Below are 23,999 nucleotides of genomic sequence, written 5' to 3' on the forward strand. Positions count from 1 at the left end.
GAATGACCACCGAACTCTGGCTCGCCGCGATCTGCATCTCCGGCACCGTGGGCCCACTGCTCCTCGGCCTCGCCGCGCGCCGGCGTCGCCCCGAGCCTGTGCCCGTGCGGGTGCAGGCTCAGCGACGACCGGTGAACCGATCCATCGAGCGGTAGACCCCGAACCCCTCGCCGACGACCCGGTCGAAGACGCGAGTCGGCAGCAGCCCGCGCAACGCGCGTGACAGTCCGACGCTCCACGGCAACTCGAGCAGCGGGCGACCGTCGAGCATGGCCCGCCACACCCGATCGACGACGTACTCAGGCTCGAGCACCGGCGTGAGCACCGGGCCACGCGCACCGGCGAACATGCCCGTCGAGATGTAGCTCGGCGTGACGGTGGTCACCTTGACGTTGCCGTGGTCGGCCTGCTCGAGTTCGAGCCGAAGCGAGTCACTCCAGGCGATGAGGGCCGCCTTGGATGCCGCGTAGACCGCCATGCGCGGGTTCGCGAGCGTTCCGGCGGCGCTCGCGATGTTGACGATACGCGCCGGTCGATAGGCATCGGCGATCATGCCGGGCAGGAACTCTCGGGTGAGGTACATCGGCGCGAGCGCGTTGACCTGCATCGTGGGCCGGGTGTCTTCGCCGTTGTCGGTCTGCCAGAAGTAGCGGTTGCCCCGCACGATGCCGGCGTTGTTGATGAGCACGTCGGGGTTGCCCACGTCTCGTCGCACCCTCTGGGCCGTCTTCGCGATCGCACCGGCATCGCCCACGTCGACGACGAACGACTGGATGCGGGTGCGACCCTGCGAGACGGCGCCGAGCTCGTCGACCGTACGCGCGAGCGCCGCCGCGTCACGATCCCAGAGCGTGACGGATGCCGCGTGCTCGGCGACGGCCCGCTGGGCGTACATGCGGCCCATGCCACCGGCCGCCCCGGTGATCAGTACCCTGGCGCCGCGTGCGGTTCTCGTCATCCCCCCATTTTCGCCCACGCGTCGGCCCAGCGCGTTCCGACCGGCGTTACACAGGTGGCTGAATGAGATCCCATGGCGCGCCGTAGAGGTCTTCGAAGATCGCGACCGTCCCGTAGGCCTCGCGACGCGGCTCCTCTCGGAACCGAACGCCGTGCCTCAGCATCCGCTCATGCTGTTGCTCGAACTCATCGGTTTCGAGGAAGAACGCAACATCGGTCCCCGCCTGCCTCCCGAGCAGATCGCGGTCGGCGCTGAGAGCGAGCACGAAACCGGTGCCGCCGCCTTCCGGGCCCACGACCACGCGGCGCCACCCGCCGTCGAACGTCTCGTCCTGACGCACCTCGAACCCGAGCGCTCCGACGAAGAAGTCGAGCGCCTTGTCATGGTCGTGTACGAGGTACGTGGCGTTCTGGATTCGGATCACGTCTGAACCGTATCGAGTCCCAGATGTCATTCGGATGACAGCCCGACGCACCCGGCACTGTTACGTCGCGGGTCGCGCCCGGCTGACAGCGCGGCGGCACCTCGATAGCTTCGAATGGAATCCCCCTGTATCTGCTGCCGAGGAGTCCCTCATGTCGGCGACATCCGCCACTGCCCGCGAGACCTCGGGGTCGGCCGCTGCCGTGCCCGTCTCGTTCCGCGGCGTCGGGCGCGCCTTCGACACGGCCGGCGGCACGCGTCAGGTGCTGCGCGACATCGACCTCGAAGTCCAGTCGGGTGAGATCGTCGCGATCCTCGGCCCGAGCGGCTGCGGCAAGTCGACGCTGCTGCGCATCGCCGGCGGGCTCGACCGGGCCACCGAGGGCGGGGTGAGCGTCGACGGCACGCCCGTCACCTCGTACGACCCGCGGTCGGCGGTCGGATTCCAGGAGCCGCGTCTGCTGCCGTGGCGCACCGTCGCCGGCAACGTGGCCCTCGGCCTGCCGCGCGGCACCTCGAAGGCCGTAGGCCGCGAGAAGGTGGCGCGGCTCATCGAACTCGTCGGCCTCGCCGAGTTCGCCGGCCACCGCCCGCGCGAGATCTCGGGGGGCATGGCCCAGCGCACTTCGCTCGCTCGTGCGCTCGCTCGCAATCCCGGCGTGCTCCTGCTCGACGAGCCGTTCGGCGCGCTCGACGCCCTCACCCGCTTGAAGATGCAAGACCTGCTGCTCGACATCCACGCCGCCGCGCCCACGACCGTGCTGCTCGTCACGCACGACGTCGATGAGGCACTGCAGCTCGCCGATCGGGTGATCCTGCTCGGCAGCGACGGCGAGACGCCGGGCGCCGACATCCGCCAGGTCGTCGTCGTGCCGGGTGCTCGCCCGCGCGATCGCGGCTCAGCAGAGCTCGCCGAGCTGCGCGGGCGCCTGCTCGACGGTCTCGGCATCGACCGGCACGGTGTCGCACGCGGCATCGAGTCCACCACGACCATCCCGCACTACCCGTTCTGACCGGCGCCCACAGCACCCGCGCCACCACCCTGAAGGAGTCCACGTGTCCCGCCCCCCATTCTTCCGCACCGCGCTCGTCGCCGGCGCGGCCGCCGCAGCACTGCTGCTCTCCGGTTGCGTCGCCGGCGAAGGCCAGGCCGCCGAGCCCGAGCCCACCGAGGCCGGCGAGGCCGTCTCGCTCGAGGGTCAGACCCTCAACATCGACTTCGCGACGTACAACCCGCTGAGCCTCATCATCAAAGACCAGGGCTGGCTCGAAGACGCCGGCCTCACCGTGAACTGGGTGCAGTCGGCCGGCTCGAACAAGGCCAATGAGGCGCTCCGTGCCGGAGCCATCGACGTCGGCTCGACCGCGGGCTCGGCGGCGCTGCTCGCTCGCTCGAACGGCTCGCCCATCCAGGTGATCGACATCTACTCGCAGCCCGAGTGGGCCGCGCTCGTCGCGCCCGACGGCTCGGCGATCACCTCGGTCGAAGACCTCAAGGGCAAGCAGGTCGCGGCGACCAAGGGCACCGACCCGTACTTCTTCCTGCTGCAGTCGCTCGAGGCCGAGGGGCTCGAGGCATCCGACATCACCGTGCAGAACCTGCAGCACGCCGACGGCTGGGCCGCCCTCCAGAACGGCTCGGTCGACGCGTGGTCGGGGCTCGACCCGATCATGGCGGGCGCTGAAGAGCAGGGCGCGATGCTCTTCTACCGCAACGTCGACTTCAACAGCTACGGCTTCCTGAACGCGACGGAGTCGTTCATCGCCGACAAGCCCGAGGTCGCCCAGGCGGTCGTCGACGCCTACGAGCAGGCCCGCGCGTGGGCGGCCGAGAACCCCGAAGACACGGCGCAGATCCTCGCGGATGTCGCCGGGCTCGACCTCGCCGTCGCCACGAAGGTCATCACCGAGCGCTCGAACCTCGACGTCGACCCCGTGCCCGGCGACGCCCAGGTCGAGGTGCTCGAGAAGATCGGCCCGATCTTCGTGGAGCTCGGCGATGTCGCCACGCAGGCGCAGGTCGACGAGGCGCTCGAGACGATCATCAACGACACCTTCGTCACGAAGGCCGACGCCACCCGCTTCGCGAAGTAGGCGAACACCATGACGGATGCCTCGCACACGGCGCTCTCCACGGGCGCGGCGATCCACGACGGCGATGCCGTGCGGGTCGCCGTGAACGACGGCACGACGTCGATCGCGGCCGGCCGCGAGGCATCCGCTGGCCCCGAGACGCCGAGCGGGCGCCGTCGTCTCGTCGACCGACGCTGGTTCCGCATCGCCGGCGGCGCGATCATCCCACTGCTGCTGCTCGGCACCTGGCAGTGGGTCTCGACGTCGGGCCTCGTGCCGCTCTCGCAGCTGCCGTCGCCCGAGATGGTGTGGCTCGCGGCGGTCGACCTCGCCGAGCGCGGGCTGCTCGGACTCTACGTGGCGATCTCGACCCAACGCGTCTTCATCGGCTTCGCGTTCGGTGGCGCGATCGGCCTGGCGCTCGGCGCGATCGTCGGGCTGTCTCGGCTCGCCGACGTCCTGCTCGCGCCGACGCTCGGGGCGATCCGGGCCGTGCCCTCGCTCGCGTGGATCCCGCTCCTGATCCTCTGGTTCGGCATCGCTGAAGACTCGAAGGTCATCCTCATCGCGATCGGCGCCTTCTTCCCGGTCTACACGATCGTGTCGGCGTCGCTGCGGCACGTCGACCGGCAGCTGATCGAGGCGGGCCGAGCGTTCGGACTGCACGGCGTGGCCCTCTTCGCCACGGTGCAGCTGCCGGCCGTGGTGCCCTCGGTGCTCTCGGCGCTGCGCCTCGCGCTCGCGCAATCGTGGCTCTTCCTCGTGGCCGCAGAGCTCATCGCCTCGTCGATGGGTCTCGGGTTCCTGCTCAACGACTCTGGGCAGAACGGCCGCATCGACCGCATCTTCCTCGCGATCATCCTGCTCGCCGTGCTCGGCAAGCTCACCGACTCCGTCGTCGCGCTCGTGGAGCGCTGGGCGGTGCGCCGCTGGGCGTGAGCCGCGCCCGCCGGCATCGCTCCAGCACGAGCCGCGCTGGCATCATGGAACGATGACCGATCACGTCCGCCTCATCCCCAAGTCCGACGCCGAGGTCGCCGCCTGGTTGCCGATCGCGATGGCGGCGTATGAGCAGGCACGGCGCAGCGCCGGCGACAGCGCCGAGCAGGCGGCCACCGCGCGCCGGGCATCCGAGGAGCAGTTCTTCCCCGATGGCCGTCTCGTCGACGGGCATCTGCTCTTCACCGTCGAGGCTGCCGGAGAAGACGTCGGCTGGCTCTGGATCGGCCCGATGACCGACGCTGCCAATTGGTATGTCTGGGACGTCGCCATCCACGAGACCCACCGCGGTCGCGGCTTCGGACGGCGAGCGATGGAGCTCGCCGAGGAGGTGGCGCGCGAGCACGGTGCCGCGAACCTGCGCCTGAACGTCTTCGCATACAACGAGCCGGCGATCCGGCTCTACACGGGCCTCGGCTACACCGTCGCAACGATGCACATGGGCAAGCCGCTCTGACCGACGCGGCCGCTCACTCCAGGCGCTTGCGCATCCTGATCGACGTCGTCTCGTAGCCGAGCGACTCGTACAGTCGGTGGGCCGCGGTGTTGAACCCGAACACGTGCAGGCCGATCGAGTGCGCCCCCCGCGCCCGGGCGTACTCCTCGCCGAGTCGCATCGCCTCGCGCCCGAGGCCACGACCGCGCTGATCGGGTTCGACGAGCACGTCCCAGACCCACCATGAACTCTCGTCGCCGCTCGTGTCTGGGCCGATCCACAGGTAGCCGACCGTGACGCCGTCGTCGATCACGTCGAAGACCGCATGGCCGGGTGAGAGCTCGCCGTTCGGAAACGACTCGGCCATGCCCTCCGCGGCCGCTCGCGCCGCGTCGTCGGCGGGCTTGCCGGTCGCCACGAGATCCGCCGCATACTCGGCGGCGCTGCGATCGATCCACGCGGGCAGGAGGTCGACGTCGATCGGTCGGAGCGAAGCGGTCATGGGCGAAGCCTGTCACACGAGACGAGCGGATGCCGAGGCATCCGCTCGCTCAGCGCAGCACCATCACCAGGGTTCGTCGGTACCGGGCATGAACGTGCGCAACTTGGCCACGCCGTCGGGGAAGCAGGCGTCGAAGATCTCGGTCGCCGAGAGCTCGTCGCCGTAGTCACCGGTCAGGCGGAGCCCGACGATCGCGTTGATGAGCATGCCGGTGGCCATGAACTGGCGGGTCTGCTCCTCGGTGAATCCGGCGTCTTCGCGCACGAAGCGCCAGATCTCGCTGAAGCCCTTGCGCGCAACGCGCCCGATCACCGGTTCGCCGCCGAGCGCCGTGGAACTCGCGATGACCGGCAGCATGCCCCGCTCGGCGAGGAGGCTCGTGTACGCCGTTCCCATGCGTTCGGCGCGGCCCTCGACCGACCCGGGCAGCGCGGCGCGGAACTCGGCGAGCAGGCGGGCATAGGCGCGTTCGATGACCTCGACGAACAGCTTCTCTTTCGTGCCGAACAGCCGCACGACGTAGGGCTGGCTCACCCCGGCTGCGCGGGCCACCTCGTCTGTCGTGGTGCCGACGTAGGTCTTGGCGCCGAACACCGCGGTGGCCGCGACGAGGATCTGCTCGCGCCGGTCGGCCGACCTCATTCGCGGAGCGGGTGCGACTTCTTCGACCGTCATGGTTGACATGTTATCAGTCGATTACTACAGTCCAAGTAATCATTCGATTACAAACAAGGAGCACGCCGTGTCCACCACGCTCGACGCAGCAGTCCCGCTGCGCACCCGCCGACCGAGCCCGCTCTGGCTCGTGCTCATCGCCACGGCGCTGCCGATGTTCATGGCGACGCTCGACAACCTCGTCATGACGAACGCCCTGCCGGTGCTGCACTCGGAGTTCGGGGCATCCGTCGAAGAGCTGCAGTGGTTCATGAACGCCTACACGCTCGCCTTCGCCAGCACGATCCTGATGGCCGTCGCCCTCGGCGACCGCTTCGGCCGGCGCACGCTCTTCGTGATCGGCATCGTCGTCTTCACGCTGAGCTCGGCGCTCGCGGCGCTCGCCACCGACCCGACGCAGCTCATCGCGGCCCGAGCCGCGCAGGGCTTCGGCGCCGCGGCGATCATGCCCCTCTCGCTCACCCTGCTCGCGGGTGCCGTGCCACTCGCCCGGCGCCCGCTCGCCATCGGCATCTGGGGCGGCGTCGCCGGACTCGGCGTCGCCACGGGCCCGCTCATCGGCGGCGCGGTCATCGAGGGCTGGGCGTGGCAGGCCATCTTCTGGATCAACGTGCCGGTCGGCGTCGTCTCGATCGCCCTCGCCCTCGCCGCCCTGCCGAACAGCTTCGGCGCCCGCCTTCGCGCCGACGTGGTCGGCCTCGTACTCTCGGGCGTCGGACTGCTCGGCGTCGTCTACGGCATCGTGCGCGGCAACGACGCGGGCTGGTCGAGCGTCGAGGTGCTCGGCAGCCTGATCGCCGGCGGCGCGCTGCTGCTCGCCTTCGTCGCCTGGGAGTCGCGCACCTCGGCGCCGCTGCTGCCGCTGCGCCTGTTCCGCGACCGCAGCTTCACCGTGGCGAACCTCGCGGGCTTCGGATTCAGCTTCGGAGCGTTCGGGTCGATCTTCATCCTGATCCAGTTCCTGCAGGTCGTGCAGGGCGCGAGCCCGCTCGATGCCGCTGTGCAGACCTCGCCGTGGACCCTCGCTCCCATGATCGTGGCACCGCTCGCCGGAGTCTTCGCCGGCCGCCTCGGCACCCGCACGCTCATCGTGGCCGGCCTGCTCGCCCTGTCGGGTGCGCTCTTCTGGCTCACGCAACTCCTCGAGCCCGGCACCGAGTACTCGGCCTTCATCGCGCCGTTCATCATCGCGGGCATCGGCATGGGACTCGTCTTCGCCCCGTCGGCGACCGCGGTGCTCGCGACGATGGCGCCCGACGATCACGCCAAGGCGAGCGGCACGAACTCGATGCTGCGCGAGGTCGGCGTCGCGCTCGGCATCGCCGTCTCGACCGCGGTGTTCACCGGTGCCGGCGGCGCGCTCACACCGACCGAGTACGGCGTCGGCGCACAGCCCGCCGTCGTCGTGGGTGCCGCGGTGCTGCTCGTCTCGGGGCTGATCGCGATGCTGCTGCCGGCCGGGCGGGCGACGGCACCAGCACCCGCATCCGCGGATGCCGCCGTCGAGTCGATCGTCGATGAGGAGGAGCGAGAGCCCGAGCTCGCGCGCTGAGCACCCCTCGACGACGAAGTCCCCGCCTGGCCGGAGCCGGGCGGGGACTTCGTGGTTCAGGAGCGACTCAGTAGGTCGTCGTGATGTTCGGGTTCGAGGCGATGATCGACGCGAACACGACGAAGAAGATGATGCCGATCACGATGTAGACGAAACCGATGATGATCGCGGCGATCGCGAGGCCACGGCCGCGCTCACCGGTCTTCTTGACCTGGTTGAGGGCGATGAAGCCGAGCACGATCGCGACGACGTTGAAGCCGATGAGCGACAGCACGAAGCCGACGATCGACAGAACGTTCCACTTCTCAGCGGACGCCGGCTGCGCAGGCACGGGGGCGGGAGCGGGAGTGGTCATGTGTGAGGGTTCCTTGCTGTTGGGAAGCGGCGGATTGCCGAACGCATCTTGACAGCGCCCGTCGCCCGGTGTCAATGGACAGCACTCCCCGTTTCGACTCGCCGCGCCACGCCGGGTCGCAGAGCGACTCGGAACGACGCATCGAGACGATGTGCGCGCCACGGCGATCTTCGTCGCGAATTCTTACGGCGACGCAATGATCCCGCGTCGGAGCACAACCAATCGCAGACGCTCGCCTCGTAGCCTTGGATGAGCCGGCGAATCCCGTCGCGCCAAACCCGCGCATCGCGCACCCTCACCGAGGAACGGAGGTTCACATGTCGAGCAACACCATGATCGACGCCATCATCGGCGAACCCGAGGTTCTCGAAGACGAGGTGACCGCCGCCGACCTCGCGCTCGCCGACGGCGTCGAGACGGATGCCGCGTGGCTGCGCCTCAAGGAATCGGCGACCGCCCTGCACGGGCTGCAGGTGAAAGACGGCTCGGTGCCCGAGGCGAGCGACCGCGAAGAGGCATCCGCGCTCGTCGATGCCATCGTGGAGTCGATCGAGGCGCTCGCGCCGCGGTTCCCGCACGAGGCCGAGTACCTCGCGGCATCCGTCGTCGACTTCCGGCGCTGGCAGTCCGAGGGCTTCGGCGTGCCCGACTTCCTCGACTCGCTCGTGGCGTTCCAGCCGCAGCGGCACCGGGTCGACGGCATCCGCCACCTCGTGGTCTTCCCGATGTACACGCAGAACGGCTCGACCGAACGGCACGTCGAGGCCCTCGTGGTCGAGACGATCTGGCCCGAGTTCATCGCGGCGCTCGAAGCCGGCGACTACGGCAACAAGCTCTTCGTGAGCCTGAGGCTCGTCGACTTCACGCCCGGGTACGACACGAACTCGGCCGTGCTCTTCCCCGAGACGGTCGCGATGCGCGAGATCCCGCAGTTCACGTGGGGCGCGATCTTCCAAGACCGTGAGGCGGCGCGATACCGCAAGGTCGTGCGCGCGGCATCCGAGATCACCAAGCTCGAACTGCCCGCCGACGCGGCGGCGCTGCTCGACGACCAAGAGCTCGCCGAGCGCACCTTCGTGATGTGGGACATCATCCACGACCGCACCCACATGCGCGGCGACCTGCCGTTCGATCCGTTCATGATCAAGCAGCGCATGCCGTTCTTCCTCTACTCGCTCGAAGAACTGCGGTGCGACCTCACCGCGTTCCGCGAGTCGGTGAAGATCGAGCGGCAGTTGCGCAAGCGAGCGACCGAGCATACGGGAGGGGCAGATGAGTACCTGACCGCCGTCGAGCAGCAGTTGCTCCAGCACGGCAAGCTCGTGCAGTACGCGGTGATCTTCGATCGCATCTTCCGCTTCGCGATCACCGGCTCGCGCGTGCGCAACTACGACGGGCTCGGCGGCCAGCTGCTGTTCGCGTGGCTGCACCAGAAGCACGTGCTCGAGTGGACCGACGTCTCGCTGAGCTTCGACTGGGACGCCGTGCCCGACGCGGTCGTCGAGCTCGGCGATGCGATCGACGAGCTCTACTGGAAGTCGATCGACCGGCCGAAGACGGCGCATTGGCTCGCCGCCTACGAGTTGGTCACCAGCGTCGTGACGCCGAACCCGGCGTCGGTGTGGGCGCAGGGCCTGCCGCGCGAGGTGCTCGCCGGGGCGCCGAAGGGCTACACCGACCTCGTGATGGACGACGAGTTCCCGCTCTCGATGTTCTACGAGGCGCTCGACAAGAAGATGAAGCCGGTCATCGAGTCGACCGTCGGCATCACGGCGCACTCGGCGGCCGAGTAGCAACCCCGCCGGTCGAGGAGCGACGAAGGAGCGTATCGAGACCCCGTAACGTGGGTCTCGATACGCTTCGCTATTCGACCGACGAAACTCGAAGAGGAGCAAGTTCATGACCGATCTCGCGAATCGCACCGTGCTCATCGCGGGAGCGACGAGCACCTCTGGTCGCGTCGTCGCCCGCGCGCTCCTCGACGCCGGGGCGCGAGTGATCGCCGTCGGCAGCGACCAGTCGCGCATCGAGGCCCTCGAGGCCGAGCTGCCTGGCGTGGTCGGCGAGCGTGCCGACCTCACCGACGGCGACGACGTGCTCGAGCTCGCCATGCGCGTGCACGCCCGCGTCGGCGACGTCGACGGCGTCGTGCACCTCGTCGGCGGCTGGCGCGGCGGCGGCGGCATCGCCGGGCAGACCGAAGAGGACTACCGCGTGCTCGAACGCTCGTTCACGGCGCTGCGCTACGTCAGCCGCGCCTTCTGGAACGACCTCGTGGCGTCACCCGCCGGCCGCATCGCGATCGTCTCGTCGACGACCGTCGATCGCCCCACCGCGGGCGGCGCCAACTACACGGCGATCAAGGCGGCGAGCGAGTCGTGGATGCGTTCTCTCGCGCAGGGCTTCGGCAAGGCCGGCGACACCGCAGCGGCGGTCACGTTCCGCGTGCAGTCACTCGCGGGGCTTGAGGGTCGGCTCGCGGCATCCGTCGTCGACCTCTGGGGCACGGATGCCGCTGAGCTGAACGGTGCCGTCGTCGAACTCACTGCCTGAGTTCGGCGGGCGGGGCCTCGGTCCCGGCCGCGGGTGCTTCGTTCTCGACCGCTGGAGCGCCGCTCTCTGCAGGGGGCGCCACGCTCTCGGCGGGCGGCGGTGCTGGCGGCGGCGGCATGCCGGAGGCCGGTGGCTGCTGATCGGCGCGAGTCGCCTCGCCGATGCATCCGTCATCGCCGTCGCCCTCGAGCGCGAGGCGCCACGCCTGCTGCTGCTCGGTGCTGAGCCCCTCGGGCATCGCCGGGGCGGTCGAGGTGGGATTGCGCGGTTCGGTGTTCCACCACTCCCAGAAGCGGTACTCCTGGTCGGCTCCGGCCATGCACTCGCGCACGAGCTGCTGGAATGCGAGCCATGCCTGCTGCTCATCGGCGGTGGGCACGGGATCGGCCGGCGGCGGGCTGGGCGCGGGAGACGGCACCGGCGGCGCGCTCGGTGCTGGGCTCGGGCTCGCGATTGGAGGGTTCGAGTGCGTGCGCGGCAGCGGTGCCTCACCATCGTCGTCAGCACCGTCGGCCGGAACCTGCGGATCGCCCGTGGCCTCGCCCGCCTCGACCCCGAAGCCGCCGGATTCAGTCGCGACCGGCTGCGGCGACCTCGCGTCGTAGAGCACCGGTGCCCCGGTCGTCGCAACGGCGACGCCGACGAAGATCGAACCCACGAAGAGGGCCGCGATCGCGCCACTCATGACCAGCGCCTTGCGCATCGGGCACCTCCCGCCGCGATCGGGAACGACCGCTGGCCGCTCGGGGTGTCCGATCCATGCTACATGCCCCCGAACGGGGGCTTGAAGTGCGCAACTCAGTGCGGTGAGTGGGGGACGAGCCCAGATCAGTGGGTGTTGCCGGCTGCCTCGGCCGCGGCGCCCCAGCACCCCGCGTCCTGCCAGCGGTAGGCCTCGCCGCCGGGGTCATCGCCGTAGAGGGCGAAATCCCATGCGGCGCGCTCCTCACCGGAGAGATCGACGGGCATCGCCGACGTTCCGCTCCACCACTCCCAATACAGGTACTCCTGGCCCCGCTCGGCCATGCAGTCTCGGACGGTCTGCTGGAACGCGAGCCACGTCTGCTGTTCCTCGAGCGTCGGCCTCCAGTCGTCCTCGCCCTCGACCGGCACGTCGCTGGATCCGGTGTCGGCGTCGGTGTCGGCCGTCGCGTCGACGACGGCGTCTTCCGCGGATTCCGGCGGCACCGGCAACTCTGCGGGCGCCACGGCATGCGGGGCCTCGAGGATCACGGGAGCGCTCGAAGGCGCGACCCGGCGCTCCTCGTCTTCACGCGACGTCACATCGGTGACGGCGGTCTCCCCGCCAGTGCTGCCGACAGACGCGTCGTCGACACCGGTCTCGACTCGCTGGAATGCCGACGCGGTGACGACTCCGGCAACCAGCACCCCCGCTGCAAGAACGGCGGCTGCGCCGACCAGTGCACCTCGTCGCATGGCGTCCGCCTTCCTGGCATGGGTGATCGCGTGCGCACACTGTATCGCTTCGATCGGTTCGAAGGACTGAGGGCTAGCCCTGAGACCAACCCACCACGCCGACTCACCCGGCCGCCGGCCCCGCGATCTCCGACGAACCATCGGCCGCCACGGCGTCATCGCCCGTCGCGACATCCGCCGGCGAACCCTGTCGGCGACTCAGCCAGAGGAACGGCACCGCGAGCACCTGGATGCCGCCGCTGACGAGCAGCGAACCCGGATAGCCCCAGATGTCGGCCGATCGCCCGAGCACCGGCTGGATCACGGCGCCGCCGGTGCTGCCGAGCAGCGAGTCGAACGAGAGCACGGTTGCTCGTTGCTGCGACGGGATCATGTCGTTGAGGTAGGCCTGCTGCACGGGCCCGGCCGCGGCATCGACGAGGCCCCAGACCGTGAGCAGCACGAGGGCGATCCAGAAGTTCTGATTCACGCCGAGGGCGAGCAGCACGAGCGTCGAGACGATGAGGCTCGCGATGATGGTCGTCGTGCGCTTGCGGAACCTGCGCCGCACCCACGGCGCGGCGAGTCCGCCGATCATCTGGGACCCCGAGAGGATCGCCGCGGCGAGGCCTGCGATCGAGTACGCACCGGAGTCGCCCCAGAGCTCGACGAGGTAGGGCTGCAGCGCGTAGAAGACGTAGAAGCCGACGCCGGTCGTGAAGAACGACGCGAACATGACGTAGCGCACCGGCCTTCGCCCGAGCCCGTACTTCACCGAGGCCTGGAACACCTCCTTCGTGGCTCGCAGCGGGTGCGCGCGACCCGCCGGCGTGAAGCCGAGGTCGCGCATCACGATCGCGGCGACGACGAACATCACCACGAGGATGCCGGCGCGCACGAGGAACGGCACGCCGAGGTTCGTCGCCTGCGCGATGACGCCGCCGGCGATGGAGCCGACGAACATCGCGGCACCCGAGAGCGCCAGGCCCCGGCCGAACACCCGCTCGAGGCCGCCGGTGTAGCCCGTCGCCGCGAGCGCGTCGACGAGCCACGCCTCGACCGCACCCGAGAAGAAGGTGAAGCCGAGGCCGAGCAGCACCGAGACGACCGCCCACATCCAGAACGGCGAGTGCGCGACCCAGAGCAGGTAGTAGAGCACGGTCGTCGCGGCGAGCGTGACGGTGCCCAGGAGATAGGAGACGCGACGGCCCATGGTGTCGGCGACGACACCTGTGGGCACCTCGAAGATGACCATGCCCACCGAGAAGAACGCGTTCGCCGCGAACGCCTCGAGGTTGGTCAGCCCGGCGTCGAGCAGGAACAGCGTGTTCACGCCCCAGATGAACGACGCGGCGAGCGTGTTGCCGATCAGCAGGGTGAAGTACGCCGCCTGCACTCGCTGCGCCGCCGGATTCGGCGCCGGCTGCGAGGCATTGCGCTGCGCACGTTCGGCCATGTGCTCATCATGCTCGCTCCTCGGCCCGCCGCCAAGATGCAACGGCGGATGCCGCGGCAGCCGCTACGCTCGCGACATGGTGCGCTTCCTGATCCGCGCGGCGATCTTCCTCGGCACCGCCGCCCTCGGACTCCTCATCGCCTGGTGGCTGCTGCCCGGCTTCGACATCAACTGGGCGGGCTTCATCGTCGCGATGCTGATCTTCGCAATCGCGCAATCGCTTCTGAGCCCGCTCATCTCCAAGCTCGCCGCCCGCCATGCTCCGGCGATCCTCGGCGGGGTCGGCCTCATCTCGACCTTCGTCGCGCTGCTGCTCGCGCACTGGATCGGCAACGGCCTGCAGATCGACGGCCTGCTCACCTGGGTGCTGGCGACCCTCATCGTGTGGCTCGTCACGGCGCTCGGCACCTGGCTGCTACCGCTCGTGTTCCTGAAGCAGCGAGCGGGCGAGCGGCGGGGCGCTCGCGCCTGACCTCGAACGAGCGACCCGCTCACCAGAAAAGCACGCCATGGAAGCTCGATAGCGCGCATCACTGCTGAGTCGTTGCACCGGAAGCATCGGAGCTGCAGCGTTGCGCTGACGATCTCCGCCGCGCGGTGGATTCATCGGCGTGACTCCCTCGCTAGCGTGGTGGCATGGCCGATGCAGCAGAACCGCCCGTGGTCGAGGGCGTCGAGTGGGTTCGCCCGCGGCCGGGCCGGCGTGCGTTCCGCAATGACCTCGTGCTCGCCCTGGTGCTCGCTGCGGGCACGGTCGCGAGCACGCTGCTCTACCGCGTCACGGGCTGGGGCGAGACGACGCCGTGGTGGGCGACCGCCATCTGGATCGTCGCGGTGCCCCTGCCGCTCGCCGTGCGACGGCGCTGGCCCGAGGTCGTGGCGGTCACGATATCCGTCGCCTTCGTCGTCGGCGGTGTCGTCGAGATCGGCGAGGTCCTGTTCACCAACATCGCCCTCTTCATCGCCATCTACACGGTGGGCGCGTGGAGCCGCAGTCGGCGGCGGGCGACGATCGTGCGCGGCCTCATCGTGGTGGGCATGTTCGCGTGGCTCTTCTGGGGGCTCATCTACTTCGCGACCATCGAAGACCACCTGCCCGACCTGTCCCGCGAGGGGGCGATCTCGCCGTACCTCGCCTACGGCCTCATCAACGTGCTCACGAACCTGCTGTACTTCGGCGGCGCATGGTACTTCGGTGATACCGCCTACCGCTCTGCACGGTCGAGGGCCGAACTCGAGCAGCGCACGACAGAGCTCGCCTCCGAGCGGGAGCGCACCAGGGCGCAGGCCGTCGCGATCGAGCGGCTGCGCATCGCGCGCGAGCTGCACGACGTCGTGGCGCACCACGTCTCGGTGATCGGCGTGCAGGCCGGCGCCGCCCGCCGGGTGCTGGCGAAAGACCCCGAGGCAGCGTCGACGGCGCTCTCGTCGATCGAGTCGAGCGCCCGCGACGCCGTCGACGAACTGCACGGCCTGCTCGGCACCCTTCGCGGCGATGCAGAGACCGGGTCATCCGCCGTGCTCGACGCCGCCCTGCACCGCTCGGCCGACGTCACCGACGCCGCCACCAGCACGTCGACCCGCGGCATCGAGCGTCTCGACGAACTCGTCGCCGAGAGTTCGGCCATCGGCCTTCCGACCACGCTCGAGATCATCGGCGAGCCCGTCCCGGTCTCCGCCGTCGTCGACCTCAGCGCCTACCGCATCGTCCAAGAGGCCCTGACGAACGTGCGCAAGCATGCCGGCGCCGCAGCGACGTCGGAGGTCCGCGTGCGCTGGGCCGATCAATCGGTCGAGGTCGAAGTGACCAACACCGGTGCCGTGCGCCGGTCACGAAGCGATTCGGCACCGGATGCCGCGAGCCGAGGTCTCGGCCAGTTGGGCATGCAGGAGCGGGTGGCGGCGGCAGGCGGCCACCTCGAACTCGGCCCACGGGCGCGGGGCGGGTACCTGGTGCGCGCGCAATTCCCGCTCCGGCGCGTCGAGGAGGTGCGCGCATGAGCATCCGCGTGCTCGTCGTCGACGACCAGAGCCTCGTGCGAGGCGGCTTCCGCACCATCCTCGACTCCGAAGACGGCATCGAGGTGGTGGGCGAAGCGGCGAACGGCGAAGACGCCATCGCCAAGGTCGCCGAGCTCTCGCCCGATGTCGTCTGCATGGACGTGCAGATGCCCGGCATGGACGGACTCGAGGCCACGCGTCGCATCACCGCCGACGCGGCATCCGGTGCGGCCGTGCTCGTGCTCACGACCTTCAACCGCGAGGACTACCTCTTCGCCGCCCTCGAGGCCGGGGCGAGCGGGTTCCTGCTGAAGAACTCGAGCCCCGAGCAGCTGATCGAGGCCGTGCAGGTCGTGGCCCGGGGCGACGCGCTGCTCTCGCCCGACGTCACGCGCCGCGTCATCGAGGCGGTCTCGGGCGCCGCGCGGGTCGAAACCCCTCCCACCCATTCACCGCGGGTTGAGGAGGCGCGCCATCGTCGTCTCGAAACCCAGCCGACCGCGCTCGACACCCTCACCGACCGCGAGCGCGAGGTGCTCGAGCATCTCGCCGCGGGAATCTCGAACGCCGAGATCGCCGAACGGCTCTGGGTCGGCGAGGCGACCGTGAAGACGCACGTGTCGAAGGTCCTCATGAAGCTCGGACTGCGCGATCGCGTGCACGCCGTGGTCTACGCCTACGAGCACGGCATCGTGCGGCCACGCGGCTGACGCCGTGTTGCGGACGCCTTGCGGCAGACGCTCGCTCAGGCCGCGTGCGGTGAGCGTTGCACGCCGGTCACACCCGGCTCCGCGGCATCCGACCCCAGCGCGACGATCGCGTTCGACGCGTCGACGTGCACGATGTGCGGGCGGAAGGTTCGGGCGGCGGCATCATCCAGCTGCCCGTACGCGATGAGGATCACGACGTCGCCCGGGTGCACGAGGTGCGCCGCGGCTCCGTTGATGCCGAGCACTCCCGACCCCCGCTCGCCCTCGATCACGTAGGTCTCGAGGCGGGCGCCGTTGGTCACGTCGACGATCGACACCTGCTCGCCGGGCAGCAGGTCGGCGGCGTCCATGAGCTCGCGGTCGACCGTCACGGAGCCGACGTAGTGCAGGTCGGCGTGCGTCACGGTGGCGCGGTGGATCTTCGACTTCAGCATGGTGCGCAACACGGCATCCAGCTTACGGATGTCGCGCGAGGGGCAGGCGCCTGCAACACGGCCCGCGCCCGAGCGCGCGGGCGCGCAGAATTCAGGAGATGTGCGGCTATGACCCCGCATGGCGACCTACAGAGCGGGATCTCCTGAATTTCTGCAGCAGCTCCCTTGACACCGCGCGCACTTCTGCCTAACGTAAGCAATGTATTAATTAAGGAGTTGCTTACATGCAGAACGGGCCCGATGCGCTCAGCCTCGTGTTCCAGGCGCTCGCCGATCCGACCCGGCGCGAGATCCTCTCGCGACTTCGCGGCGGGCCGACGACCGTCGGCGAACTGGCCGAGCCCTTCGCGATGAGCCGGCCCGCTATCTCGCAGCACCTCAGGGTGCTCGAGCGCGCCGGGCTCATCGAGCGCACCGCGACGGCCCAGTGGCGCACCTGCACCCTTCGCACCGAGCCGCTCGACGAGGCATCCGCCTGGGTCGACCGGCACCGCGACGAGTGGAACGAGCGCTTCGACCTGCTCGACGAACGACTCCGCGAACTGAAAGGACAGACGGATGCCTGAGCAGACCGCCGCAGCAACGAAGCAGTTCACCATCACGCGCATCTTTGACGCACCCCGCGACGTCGTGTGGCGCGCATGGACCGACCCCGACGAGGCCGCCGTCTGGTGGCACCCCCGGGGCATCGTCACGCCGCGCGAGAGCGTCGTGCTCGACGTGCGACCCGGCGGGCGCTATCGCTACACGATGATCGCGCCCGACGGCACCGAGTATCCGACGGCCGGCGTCTATCGCGAGATCACGCCGCCCGAACGGCTCGTCATGACGTGGGGCTCGCCCGGCGACCCGGATGAGATCGCGCCGGTGCTCACGATCGAGCTCGCCGAACACGGCGAGCGCGGCGAGCAGACGCGAATGACGTTCCACGTGCTCGGCATCGAGGCCGCCCCCGGCGACGACAACGTCTACGACGGCTGGGATTCGGCCTTCGATGTGCTCGTCGAGCACCTCGACGAGCACGGGCGACTCGATGAGCAGGGGGCAAGCTGATGGGCCGCCTCATCATCGAGCAGATCGTGAGCATCGACGGCTACGCCGCCGAGCTCGACGGTGGCATCGACTTCTTCGACGCGCTCGTGCAGCCGGGCGAGAACGGCGAGGTCGATTTCAACGACACCGAACAGCTCGACTACGTCTCACGGGCCGACGCGATCCTGTTCGGCGCCACCACCTATCGCATGTTCGCCGACTACTGGCCGGGCGTCGACCCCGAGGTCGAGCGGGTCGCCGAGCTCATCGACCGGCTGCCCAAGTTCGTGATCTCGAACACGCTGACCGAAGCGCCGTGGGGCGATGGCGAGATCGGGGTGCTGCACGGCGACGGCGTCGAGGCGACCGCGGCGCTGAAGCAGCGGTTCGACACGGTCATCGTGTGGGGCAGCCTCACGCTCACCGATGCCCTGCTTCGCGCCGGACTCGTCGACGAGCTGCATCTGCGCGTCGTGCCGGTGCTGCTCGGCGCGGGCCGATCGTTCACCCCGGCCGAGCTCGGCGACCGCTCGATCGAACTCGACCGCGTCACGCAACGGCCGGGCGGCGTCGTCAGCCTCCGCTACGTCGTGCGCTGAGCGCGAGCGGGGTCGGATGCCGCGGCATCCGACTCGTCGGCATCATCCGGCTCCCCCGCATCGCCCGCTGCACCGCCCTGCTGGTACTCCGCCGACAGCATGCGATACGAGCGCGTGCCGAAGGCGATGAGCGCGAGCACGACCATCGCGAGCCCGCTGAACAGGAAGACGAGTGCGATGCCGCGGGCATCGCCGTCGCCGAGGAGCCACCCCCATGTCGCCCGGCCCTCGTTCGACTCCATGTAGGGGATGATCCAGAACTGCGCGATCGGCGCGATGAGGAACGCGGTGATCGGCGCCGCCGCCGCTTCGAACGCCTGGGCGAAGCCGAACACCCGCCCCTGCCGCCGGAACGGCACGACCTTCTGGATCACGGTCTGCTCGGCCGCCTCGACCACCGGGATGAGGGTCATGTAGACCCAGATGCCGACCCCGTAGAGCACCCACCACTCGCGGATCGTGAAGAGCGCCCCGAGCAGGCCCATGGCGACGACGACGAGCAGCATCGTGCGGATCGGGTTGCGGCCGAGCCCCCATTTGGCGATCACCAGACCGCCGACGATGAAGCCCGTGGCCGAGACGCCGAGCACGACGCCCCATGCCTCGACCGGGAACAGCGTGAGGCCGTACGGGTCCATGAGCGCCATGTAGACGCCGCCGATGAGGTTGTTGAACGTCGAGAACAGGATGAGCGCGAAGAGGCCCGGCGCCGCCTTGATCGCGGCGATGCTGCCGCGCAGGTCGATCGCCGGGCTGTGATCGCCGTCGACGACGGGGTGGTCTTCGGGGATGCGCACGAAGAGCAGGTGCACGAGGGCGACGAGGGTCGCCGCGATCGAGATGACGAGGGTCCAGCCCATGCCGGCGAGCCCGATCGCGAGACCGCTGAACACGCTCGTGACGATGAAGGCGAGCCCCTGCACGGTGCCCACCATGCCGTTGGCGTTGGCGTGCCGCGGCTCGGGCACGAGCAGCGTGACGGTCGTCGACAGCGCGATGTTGCGCATGTTCTCGATGACCGAGCCGAACAGGATGATGCCCGAGAACAGCCAGAACCACGGTCCGCCGAGGTCGAGCAGCGCTGCCTCGGGCTGCGTCGCGTAGAGCACTCCGGCGATCACGAACGACCCGAGGGTCACGAGGCTCGAGAACACCATGACGCGATGCTTGCGATGCCGGTCGACGATCGTGCCGAAGAAGATCGAGAACACGGCGATGAGCAGCATGTAGGCGCCGCCGATGATGCCCGTCGCGAGCACCGAGCGGGTCTCGAGGTAGACCCAGAACGTGAGCGCGAACCAGAGGAAGCTCGTGGTGACGTTCGCGATCATCGTGTTCGCGAGCACCTGGATGAAGGTGCGCATGCCGTTCGGCGGCGGTGACACCGTGGACGCGGGCACCGCGGGAGGCGGTGCCGACCCGGGCACCTGCTGCGTCTCGGACTCCCCTGATCCGTTGGTCACCGTGCGATCGTAACCAGCGCCCCCGACATCCGGTAGCCCCCTCCGCCGTACGGCGGAGTCACCGGCTGCGGCAGGCCGTGAAACCCGTCGCGCGGCGGATGCCGCGGGGCTCGCGACATCCGTAGCGTGAAGCCATGCTCGAACTCCAGGATGTCACCAAGCGCTACGGCGAGCGCCTCGCCCTCGACCACGTGAGCTTCACCGTCGGCGACGGCCGGCTCACCGGCTTCGTCGGCGGCAACGGCGCCGGCAAGACCACGACGATGCGCATCGTGCTCGGCGTGCTCGCCGCCGACGGCGGCACCGTCACCCTCGGCGGCGACACACTGACCGCCGCCGATCGGCGCCGCTTCGGCTACATGCCCGAAGAGCGAGGTCTGTACCCGAAGATGCGCGTGCTCGAGCAGACCGTCTACCTCGCCCGGCTGCACGGCTGGAGCGCCGCAGCAGCGCACCGCAACGCGGTCGAGCTGCTCGAGCGACTCGGCCTCGGCGAGCGCGGCGACGACACGATCGAGTCGCTCTCGCTCGGCAACCAGCAGCGCGCCCAGATCGCCGCGGCCCTCGTGCACCGGCCGGAGGTGCTCGTGCTCGACGAGCCCTTCTCGGGCCTCGACCCGATGGCCGTCGAGACGGTGCAGGGCGTGCTGGCGGATGCCGCGGCATCCGGCGCCCCGGTGCTCTTCTCCTCGCACCAGCTCGACATCGTCGAGCGCCTCTGCGACGACCTCGTCATCATCGCGGGCGGGCGCATCGCCGCCTCGGGAACCGCAGACACCCTGCGCTCCCAGCACGGCTCGGAGCGCTGGGAGCTGCTCACCTCGGGCGACCTCGGCTGGCTACGGCAGCAGCCCGGCATCCGGGTCGCCGACTTCGACGGCGGCTGGGCGGTCTTCGAGGCCGAATCGGATGCCGCGCGGCAGGCCGCGCTCGCCGAGGCCGTCGCTCGCGGCGAGGTCGTGAACTTCACCCGCGAGCACACCACGCTCGCCCAGATCTTCAAGGAGGTCGTGCTGTGAGCACCGACACCAGAGCACCGCGCGCCACCCGTACACCCGGCGACGAGCGCCGCACGCCGACGTTCGTCGACAGCGTCACCCTCGTGGCAGGGCGCGAGATCACGATGCGCATGCGGAGCAAGGCGTTCCTCGTCTCGACCGGCATCCTCATGCTCGCCGTGCTCGCGTCGATCGTGCTGGGCGGCATCTTCGGCGGCCAGTCCGACGTACCGAAGGTCGCCGTGGTCGCGGGGGCCACCGACGTCGTCGCCGGCAACGAGGCGCTCGACGCGCAGCCGGTCGATGATCTCGCCGCCGCCGAGCAGTTGCTGCGCGACGGGGAGGTCGAGGCGATCGTCGCCCCCGCGGCATCCGAACCTCTCGGCGTCATCGTCTACGGCCTCGAATCGACCCCGAACTCGGTCGTCTCGGCGCTCTCCGTTGCACCGACGGTCGAACTGCTCGACCCGGCAGCGGTCGACCCCGGCATCGCCTATCTCGTGGCGTTCGGCTTCGGCATCGTGTTCTTCATGTCGGCGATCACGTTCGGCTCGACGATCTCGCAGTCGGTCGTCGAGGAGAAGCAGACCCGCGTCGTCGAGATCCTGCTCTCCGCCGTGTCGGCACGGGCCCTGCTCACCGGCAAGGTGATCGGCAACAGCGTGCTCGCGTTCGGGCAGATCCTCGCGATCGCTGTGCTCGCGATCCTCGGGCTGATGCTCACCGACCAGCAGGTGCTGCTCGGCGTGCTCGGGGCATCCGTCATCTGGTTCGTGGTCTTCTTCGCGATCGGCTTCGTGATGCTCGCGGCGCTCTTCGCCGCGAGTGCAGCCCTCGTGTCGCGCGCCGAAGACATCGGCTCGGTCACGACGCCGGTGACGATGCTCGTGATGATCCCGTACTTCCTGGTGATCTTCTTCAACGACAACCCGGTCGTGCTCGCGATCATGAGCTACGTGCCGTTCTCGGCGCCCGTCGGCATGCCGATGCGCATCTTCCTCGGGCAGGCCGAGTGGTGGGAGCCCATCGTGTCGCTCGTGATCCTCGTGGCCAGCACGGCCCTGGCCGTCGTGATCGGCGAGCGCATCTACCGCAACTCGCTCCTGAAGACCGGCGCGCGGGTGCCGTTCGCCGAGGCGCTGCGAGGCTGAGCGCGCTCACCCCACCGAGAGGGCGGGTTGGGGCAGGCCTCCCATTCCCGGCGCACAGCCGGGAATGGGAGGATGGTTCGGTGACTGAACAGCTCCACGACCGCTCTGTCCGCGGCTTCGCCTCCGACAACTACTCCGGCGTGCACCCCGAGGTGCTCGCCGCCATCGCCGCCGCGAACGACGGCCACCAGGTCGCCTACGGCGACGACGTCTACACCGAGCGCCTGCAACAGGTGTTCGCCGGCCACTTCGGCGAGGGCGTCGAGGCCTTCCCCGTCTTCAACGGCACGGGCGCGAACGTCACCGCCTTGCAGTCGATGCTCCCGCGCTGGGGCGCAGTGATCTCGGCGAGCACCGCCCACATCAACGTCGACGAGGGCGGGGCGCCCGAGCGGGTCGGCGGCATCAAGCTGCTCACCGTGCCGGCGACCGACGGCAAGCTCACCCCCGAGCTCATCGACCGCGAGGCGTGGGGCTGGGGTGACGAGCACCGCGCCCAGCCGCTCGTCGTGTCGATCACGCAGACCACCGAACTCGGCACCGCCTACACCGCCGACGAGGTGCGCGCGATCGCCGATCACGCGCACGAGCGCGGCATGACCCTGCACATGGACGGCGCGCGCCTGTCGAACGCCGCCGCGTCGCTCGACCTGCCACTGCGGGCCTTCACCCGTGACGTCGGCGTCGACGTGCTGAGCGTCGGCGGCACCAAGAACGGCGCCCTCGGCGCCGAGGCGATCGTGGTGCTGAACTCCGAGGCATCCGTGGGTCTCAAGTACCTGCGCAAGCTCAACATGCAGCTCGCCTCGAAGATGCGCTTCACCTCGGCGCAGCTCATCGCGCTCTACGGGGGCGAGCTCTGGATCGACAGCGCACGGCACGCGAACGCGATGGCGCGCCGGCTGCGCGACGCGCTCGACGCCGGCATCGCTGCCGGCGAGCTGCCGGGCCTCGGCTTCACGCAGCAGACGCAGTCGAACGGCGTCTTCGCGACGCTGCCGGCGGGCGTGGCCGACCGGCTGCGCGAGCGGTTCCGTTTCTACGACTGGGATGCCGCGCGCGGTGAGGTGCGGTGGATGTGCTCGTTCGACACGAGCGAAGCCGACATCGATGCGTTCGTCGTCGGCATCCGCGAGGAACTCGCGCGCGTCTGAGCCATCGCTGGGAGTATGCAGAAGCATGGAATAACGGATGCCGCGGCACGTTGCACCCCGTGGGTCGACGATGCCCCGGCATCCGCCCCAATGCATGAAAGCTGCAACCCATGACGCTCATCACCGACATCACCTCGCGCCGCGCCGAGACCGACGCCCCGCTCATCACGCCGCTCATCGAGCGTTTCAGCCCCCGGGCCTACGACCCCACGGCCGTGATCGAGCCGGGCGTCATCCGCACGATCCTCGAGGCCGCCCGCTGGGCGCCCTCGGCCAACAACGTGCAGCCCTGGCGCTTCATCGTCGCCCGCCGCGGCACCGCCGCCTTCACGAAGGTGCACGGCGCAATGCTCGGGTTCAACCAGGCGTGGGCCGACTCGGCCGCCGTGCTGATCGCGAACATCGCCGAGACCGTCGACGCCGAGGGCAAGCCCCGCCCGTGGGCGCGCTACGACCTCGGCCAGGCCGTCGCCCATCTCTCGGTGCAGGCGCAGCACGAGGGCCTGCACACGCACCAGATGGGCGGCTTCGAGGGCGAGAAGATCCGCGCGGCCTTCGGGCTCGCCGAGGGCCTCGACGTCGTCTCGATCACCGCGATCGGCGTACTCGGCGACGTGAACGCCCTGCCCGAGGCGCTCCGCGAGCGCGAGAGCGCACCGCGCCTGCGCAAGTCCCTCGAAGAGCTCGTGCTCGTCGGCGAGTAACGAGCAAGCGCAGCCGCGCGCGAGCGTCGAGCGCCGCGGATCAGCAGCGGCACGAGCGCCACGAGTCGATCACGACCCGTGGCGCTCGATTCATTCGTCGACCGGCCTAGTCGATGAAGTCCGCCAGTTCCTGCACCACCGACTCGTGCACCACACCCGCCCCGCCCAGCACCACGATCCGCTTCGGATCCAGACGATCCAACTCCGCCGCCACGACCGCCGGGATCATCGAGTCCGCCACCAACAGCAACGGACCACCCTGCGCACCAGCCACCGGAGCACCAGCCAACGCATCCGGGAAGTTCAACCCGTTCGCGACGAACACCACATCGACACCCGGCGCATAACTCTCCGC

Annotated in this window: 29 protein-coding genes; 18 read left to right on the forward strand and 11 right to left on the reverse strand. The window is 69.6% G+C overall.

Translation table 11 applies throughout. The features are described 5' to 3' along the window. The first annotated feature begins 2 nt into the window (after positions 1-2). Positions 3-155, forward strand: coding sequence for a hypothetical protein (locus H521_RS25815; protein WP_022892864.1), 153 nt, complete (start codon positions 3-5; stop codon positions 153-155). Here the strand turns inward: H521_RS25815 and H521_RS0109905 are convergent. Continuing rightward, positions 119-958, reverse strand: coding sequence for an SDR family oxidoreductase (locus H521_RS0109905; RefSeq protein WP_022892865.1), 840 nt, complete (start codon positions 956-958; stop codon positions 119-121). The genes H521_RS25815 and H521_RS0109905 overlap by 37 nt on opposite strands. A 46-nt stretch (positions 959-1,004) precedes the next feature. Then, the gene (locus H521_RS0109910; RefSeq protein ID WP_051159248.1) at positions 1,005-1,412 is read right to left on the reverse strand and encodes a VOC family protein; all 408 of its coding nucleotides are present in this window, start codon (positions 1,410-1,412) and stop codon (positions 1,005-1,007) included. 121 nt (positions 1,413-1,533) lie between these two features. Between H521_RS0109910 and H521_RS22685 the strand changes: the two genes are divergently transcribed. From H521_RS22685 to H521_RS0109930, 4 genes are read left to right on the forward strand one after another with little or no spacing between them, the layout of a single operon-like run. Continuing rightward, the gene (locus H521_RS22685) at positions 1,534-2,394 is read left to right on the forward strand and encodes an ABC transporter ATP-binding protein (RefSeq protein ID WP_022892867.1); all 861 of its coding nucleotides are present in this window, start codon (positions 1,534-1,536) and stop codon (positions 2,392-2,394) included. A 43-nt stretch (positions 2,395-2,437) separates the two neighbouring features. After that, positions 2,438-3,475, forward strand: a complete 1,038-nt coding sequence (locus H521_RS0109920) for an aliphatic sulfonate ABC transporter substrate-binding protein (RefSeq protein ID WP_022892868.1) — start codon at positions 2,438-2,440, stop codon at positions 3,473-3,475. A gap of 9 nt (positions 3,476-3,484) precedes the next feature. Beyond that, the gene (locus H521_RS0109925) at positions 3,485-4,393 is read left to right on the forward strand and encodes an ABC transporter permease (protein WP_022892869.1); all 909 of its coding nucleotides are present in this window, start codon (positions 3,485-3,487) and stop codon (positions 4,391-4,393) included. Positions 4,394-4,445: 52 nt separating this feature from the next. Continuing rightward, the gene (locus H521_RS0109930; protein ID WP_022892870.1) at positions 4,446-4,910 is read left to right on the forward strand and encodes a GNAT family N-acetyltransferase; all 465 of its coding nucleotides are present in this window, start codon (positions 4,446-4,448) and stop codon (positions 4,908-4,910) included. Positions 4,911-4,923: 13 nt separating this feature from the next. Here H521_RS0109930 and H521_RS0109935 read toward each other — a convergent pair whose 3' ends face one another. Both H521_RS0109935 and H521_RS22690 read right to left on the reverse strand, forming a co-directional pair. Next, positions 4,924-5,391: a GNAT family N-acetyltransferase gene (locus H521_RS0109935; RefSeq protein WP_022892871.1), complete on the reverse strand. Its 468-nt coding sequence runs from the start codon at positions 5,389-5,391 to the stop codon at positions 4,924-4,926. A 63-nt stretch (positions 5,392-5,454) separates the two neighbouring features. Next, complete coding sequence (locus H521_RS22690) at positions 5,455-6,075, reverse strand: TetR/AcrR family transcriptional regulator (protein ID WP_022892872.1); 621 nt, start codon at positions 6,073-6,075, stop codon at positions 5,455-5,457. Positions 6,076-6,133: 58 nt separating this feature from the next. On the opposite strand from H521_RS22690, the gene H521_RS22695 reads away from it, so the two are divergent. Next, positions 6,134-7,618 carry a DHA2 family efflux MFS transporter permease subunit gene (locus tag H521_RS22695; RefSeq protein ID WP_022892873.1) on the forward strand — a complete coding sequence of 495 codons (1,485 nt, stop codon included), beginning with the start codon at positions 6,134-6,136 and terminating at the stop codon, positions 7,616-7,618. Positions 7,619-7,685: 67 nt separating this feature from the next. Here the strand turns inward: H521_RS22695 and H521_RS0109950 are convergent, their stop codons facing one another. Further along, positions 7,686-7,973 carry a DUF4190 domain-containing protein gene (locus H521_RS0109950; RefSeq protein WP_022892874.1) on the reverse strand — a complete coding sequence of 96 codons (288 nt, stop codon included), beginning with the start codon at positions 7,971-7,973 and terminating at the stop codon, positions 7,686-7,688. 317 nt (positions 7,974-8,290) lie between these two features. Here H521_RS0109950 and H521_RS0109955 point away from each other — a divergent pair, with 317 nt between their 5' ends. Beyond that, the gene (locus H521_RS0109955; protein WP_022892875.1) at positions 8,291-9,766 is read left to right on the forward strand and encodes a DUF6421 family protein; all 1,476 of its coding nucleotides are present in this window, start codon (positions 8,291-8,293) and stop codon (positions 9,764-9,766) included. 106 nt (positions 9,767-9,872) lie between these two features. Further along, positions 9,873-10,526, forward strand: coding sequence for an SDR family NAD(P)-dependent oxidoreductase (locus H521_RS0109960; RefSeq protein WP_022892876.1), 654 nt, complete (start codon positions 9,873-9,875; stop codon positions 10,524-10,526). Here H521_RS0109960 and H521_RS0109965 read toward each other — a convergent pair. From H521_RS0109965 to H521_RS22700, 3 genes are all read right to left on the reverse strand, one after another. Beyond that, positions 10,516-11,211: a hypothetical protein gene (locus tag H521_RS0109965; protein ID WP_156891361.1), complete on the reverse strand. Its 696-nt coding sequence runs from the start codon at positions 11,209-11,211 to the stop codon at positions 10,516-10,518. The two genes, H521_RS0109960 and H521_RS0109965, sit on opposite strands and share 11 nt — an antisense overlap. A gap of 143 nt (positions 11,212-11,354) precedes the next feature. Next, positions 11,355-11,963, reverse strand: a complete 609-nt coding sequence (locus H521_RS0109970) for a hypothetical protein (protein ID WP_022892878.1) — start codon at positions 11,961-11,963, stop codon at positions 11,355-11,357. Positions 11,964-12,066: 103 nt separating this feature from the next. Then, positions 12,067-13,398 carry an MFS transporter gene (locus H521_RS22700; RefSeq protein WP_022892879.1) on the reverse strand — a complete coding sequence of 444 codons (1,332 nt, stop codon included), beginning with the start codon at positions 13,396-13,398 and terminating at the stop codon, positions 12,067-12,069. 76 nt (positions 13,399-13,474) lie between these two features. Between H521_RS22700 and H521_RS0109980 the strand changes: the two genes are divergently transcribed. From H521_RS0109980 to H521_RS0109990, 3 genes are all read left to right on the forward strand, one after another. Continuing rightward, positions 13,475-13,870 (forward strand): phage holin family protein, encoded by a 396-nt coding sequence (locus H521_RS0109980; RefSeq protein ID WP_022892880.1) that lies wholly within the window; start codon positions 13,475-13,477, stop codon positions 13,868-13,870. A gap of 164 nt (positions 13,871-14,034) precedes the next feature. Continuing rightward, positions 14,035-15,399, forward strand: coding sequence for a sensor histidine kinase (locus H521_RS0109985; protein WP_022892881.1), 1,365 nt, complete (start codon positions 14,035-14,037; stop codon positions 15,397-15,399). Further along, on the forward strand, positions 15,396-16,109 hold the full coding sequence (locus H521_RS0109990) for a response regulator (RefSeq protein WP_022892882.1): 714 nt from the start codon (positions 15,396-15,398) through the stop codon (positions 16,107-16,109). The genes H521_RS0109985 and H521_RS0109990 overlap by 4 nt, the downstream gene beginning before the upstream one ends. Positions 16,110-16,144: 35 nt before the next feature. Here H521_RS0109990 and panD read toward each other — a convergent pair whose 3' ends face one another. Beyond that, the gene (gene panD / locus H521_RS0109995) at positions 16,145-16,555 is read right to left on the reverse strand and encodes an aspartate 1-decarboxylase (RefSeq protein WP_022892883.1); all 411 of its coding nucleotides are present in this window, start codon (positions 16,553-16,555) and stop codon (positions 16,145-16,147) included. A 212-nt stretch (positions 16,556-16,767) separates the two neighbouring features. Between panD and H521_RS0110000 the strand changes: the two genes are divergently transcribed. From H521_RS0110000 to H521_RS0110010, 3 genes are read left to right on the forward strand one after another with little or no spacing between them, the layout of a single operon-like run. Beyond that, positions 16,768-17,109 (forward strand): ArsR/SmtB family transcription factor, encoded by a 342-nt coding sequence (locus H521_RS0110000; RefSeq protein WP_022892884.1) that lies wholly within the window; start codon positions 16,768-16,770, stop codon positions 17,107-17,109. After that, positions 17,102-17,596 (forward strand): SRPBCC family protein, encoded by a 495-nt coding sequence (locus H521_RS0110005; protein WP_022892885.1) that lies wholly within the window; start codon positions 17,102-17,104, stop codon positions 17,594-17,596. Before H521_RS0110000 ends, H521_RS0110005 begins: the two co-directional genes overlap by 8 nt. After that, a complete protein-coding gene (locus tag H521_RS0110010) occupies positions 17,596-18,174 on the forward strand; it encodes a dihydrofolate reductase family protein (protein WP_022892886.1) in 579 nt (192 codons plus the stop codon). The genes H521_RS0110005 and H521_RS0110010 overlap by 1 nt, the downstream gene beginning before the upstream one ends. On the opposite strand, the gene H521_RS22705 is transcribed toward H521_RS0110010, so the two are convergent. Beyond that, the gene (locus tag H521_RS22705; RefSeq protein WP_022892887.1) at positions 18,159-19,538 is read right to left on the reverse strand and encodes an MFS transporter; all 1,380 of its coding nucleotides are present in this window, start codon (positions 19,536-19,538) and stop codon (positions 18,159-18,161) included. The two genes, H521_RS0110010 and H521_RS22705, sit on opposite strands and share 16 nt — an antisense overlap. Positions 19,539-19,771: 233 nt before the next feature. Here H521_RS22705 and H521_RS0110025 point away from each other — a divergent pair, with 233 nt between their 5' ends. The 4 genes from H521_RS0110025 to H521_RS0110040 all read left to right on the forward strand — a co-directional run bounded on the left by H521_RS0110025 (position 19,772) and on the right by H521_RS0110040 (position 23,644). Beyond that, complete coding sequence (locus H521_RS0110025) at positions 19,772-20,656, forward strand: ABC transporter ATP-binding protein (RefSeq protein WP_022892889.1); 885 nt, start codon at positions 19,772-19,774, stop codon at positions 20,654-20,656. Then, a complete protein-coding gene (locus H521_RS0110030) occupies positions 20,653-21,786 on the forward strand; it encodes an ABC transporter permease (protein WP_022892890.1) in 1,134 nt (377 codons plus the stop codon). Before H521_RS0110025 ends, H521_RS0110030 begins: the two co-directional genes overlap by 4 nt. Positions 21,787-21,866: 80 nt before the next feature. Further along, on the forward strand, positions 21,867-22,940 hold the full coding sequence (locus H521_RS0110035) for a threonine aldolase family protein (protein ID WP_022892891.1): 1,074 nt from the start codon (positions 21,867-21,869) through the stop codon (positions 22,938-22,940). Between the two features lie 110 nt (positions 22,941-23,050). Then, on the forward strand, positions 23,051-23,644 hold the full coding sequence (locus tag H521_RS0110040) for a nitroreductase family protein (protein ID WP_022892892.1): 594 nt from the start codon (positions 23,051-23,053) through the stop codon (positions 23,642-23,644). 106 nt (positions 23,645-23,750) lie between these two features. On the opposite strand, the gene H521_RS0110045 is transcribed toward H521_RS0110040, so the two are convergent. Next, positions 23,751-23,999 (reverse strand): cell wall-binding repeat-containing protein (locus H521_RS0110045; RefSeq protein WP_026482144.1); only part of this gene is annotated, 249 nt, incomplete at its 5' end.

Origin of the sequence: Agromyces subbeticus DSM 16689, from assembly GCF_000421565.1 — a bacterium.
Classification (GTDB): domain Bacteria; phylum Actinomycetota; class Actinomycetes; order Actinomycetales; family Microbacteriaceae; genus Agromyces; species Agromyces subbeticus.

Excerpts from the sequence above, each read along its gene's own strand:
- H521_RS0109965 (WP_156891361.1), bottom strand. The coding sequence starts at position 11,211 with ATGAGTGGCGCGATCGCGGCCCTCTTCGTGGGTTCGATCTTCGTCGGC.
- H521_RS22690 (WP_022892872.1), bottom strand. The coding sequence starts at position 6,075 with ATGTCAACCATGACGGTCGAAGAAGTCGCACCCGCTCCGCGAATGAGG.
- H521_RS0109910 (WP_051159248.1), bottom strand. The coding sequence starts at position 1,412 with ATGACATCTGGGACTCGATACGGTTCAGACGTGATCCGAATCCAGAAC.
- H521_RS25815 (WP_022892864.1), top strand. The coding sequence starts at position 3 with ATGACCACCGAACTCTGGCTCGCCGCGATCTGCATCTCCGGCACCGTG.
- H521_RS0110005 (WP_022892885.1), top strand. The coding sequence starts at position 17,102 with ATGCCTGAGCAGACCGCCGCAGCAACGAAGCAGTTCACCATCACGCGC.
- H521_RS0110040 (WP_022892892.1), top strand. The coding sequence starts at position 23,051 with ATGACGCTCATCACCGACATCACCTCGCGCCGCGCCGAGACCGACGCC.
- H521_RS0109960 (WP_022892876.1), top strand. The coding sequence starts at position 9,873 with ATGACCGATCTCGCGAATCGCACCGTGCTCATCGCGGGAGCGACGAGC.
- H521_RS0110010 (WP_022892886.1), top strand. The coding sequence starts at position 17,596 with ATGGGCCGCCTCATCATCGAGCAGATCGTGAGCATCGACGGCTACGCC.
- H521_RS22685 (WP_022892867.1), top strand. The coding sequence starts at position 1,534 with ATGTCGGCGACATCCGCCACTGCCCGCGAGACCTCGGGGTCGGCCGCT.
- H521_RS0109970 (WP_022892878.1), bottom strand. The coding sequence starts at position 11,963 with ATGCGACGAGGTGCACTGGTCGGCGCAGCCGCCGTTCTTGCAGCGGGG.
- H521_RS22700 (WP_022892879.1), bottom strand. The coding sequence starts at position 13,398 with ATGGCCGAACGTGCGCAGCGCAATGCCTCGCAGCCGGCGCCGAATCCG.
- H521_RS0109980 (WP_022892880.1), top strand. The coding sequence starts at position 13,475 with ATGGTGCGCTTCCTGATCCGCGCGGCGATCTTCCTCGGCACCGCCGCC.
- H521_RS0110000 (WP_022892884.1), top strand. The coding sequence starts at position 16,768 with ATGCAGAACGGGCCCGATGCGCTCAGCCTCGTGTTCCAGGCGCTCGCC.
- H521_RS0109935 (WP_022892871.1), bottom strand. The coding sequence starts at position 5,391 with ATGACCGCTTCGCTCCGACCGATCGACGTCGACCTCCTGCCCGCGTGG.
- H521_RS0109985 (WP_022892881.1), top strand. The coding sequence starts at position 14,035 with ATGGCCGATGCAGCAGAACCGCCCGTGGTCGAGGGCGTCGAGTGGGTT.
- H521_RS0109930 (WP_022892870.1), top strand. The coding sequence starts at position 4,446 with ATGACCGATCACGTCCGCCTCATCCCCAAGTCCGACGCCGAGGTCGCC.
- H521_RS0109955 (WP_022892875.1), top strand. The coding sequence starts at position 8,291 with ATGTCGAGCAACACCATGATCGACGCCATCATCGGCGAACCCGAGGTT.
- H521_RS0109905 (WP_022892865.1), bottom strand. The coding sequence starts at position 958 with ATGACGAGAACCGCACGCGGCGCCAGGGTACTGATCACCGGGGCGGCC.
- H521_RS0109925 (WP_022892869.1), top strand. The coding sequence starts at position 3,485 with ATGACGGATGCCTCGCACACGGCGCTCTCCACGGGCGCGGCGATCCAC.
- H521_RS0110025 (WP_022892889.1), top strand. The coding sequence starts at position 19,772 with ATGCTCGAACTCCAGGATGTCACCAAGCGCTACGGCGAGCGCCTCGCC.
- H521_RS0109950 (WP_022892874.1), bottom strand. The coding sequence starts at position 7,973 with ATGACCACTCCCGCTCCCGCCCCCGTGCCTGCGCAGCCGGCGTCCGCT.
- H521_RS22705 (WP_022892887.1), bottom strand. The coding sequence starts at position 19,538 with ATGCGCACCTTCATCCAGGTGCTCGCGAACACGATGATCGCGAACGTC.
- H521_RS0109990 (WP_022892882.1), top strand. The coding sequence starts at position 15,396 with ATGAGCATCCGCGTGCTCGTCGTCGACGACCAGAGCCTCGTGCGAGGC.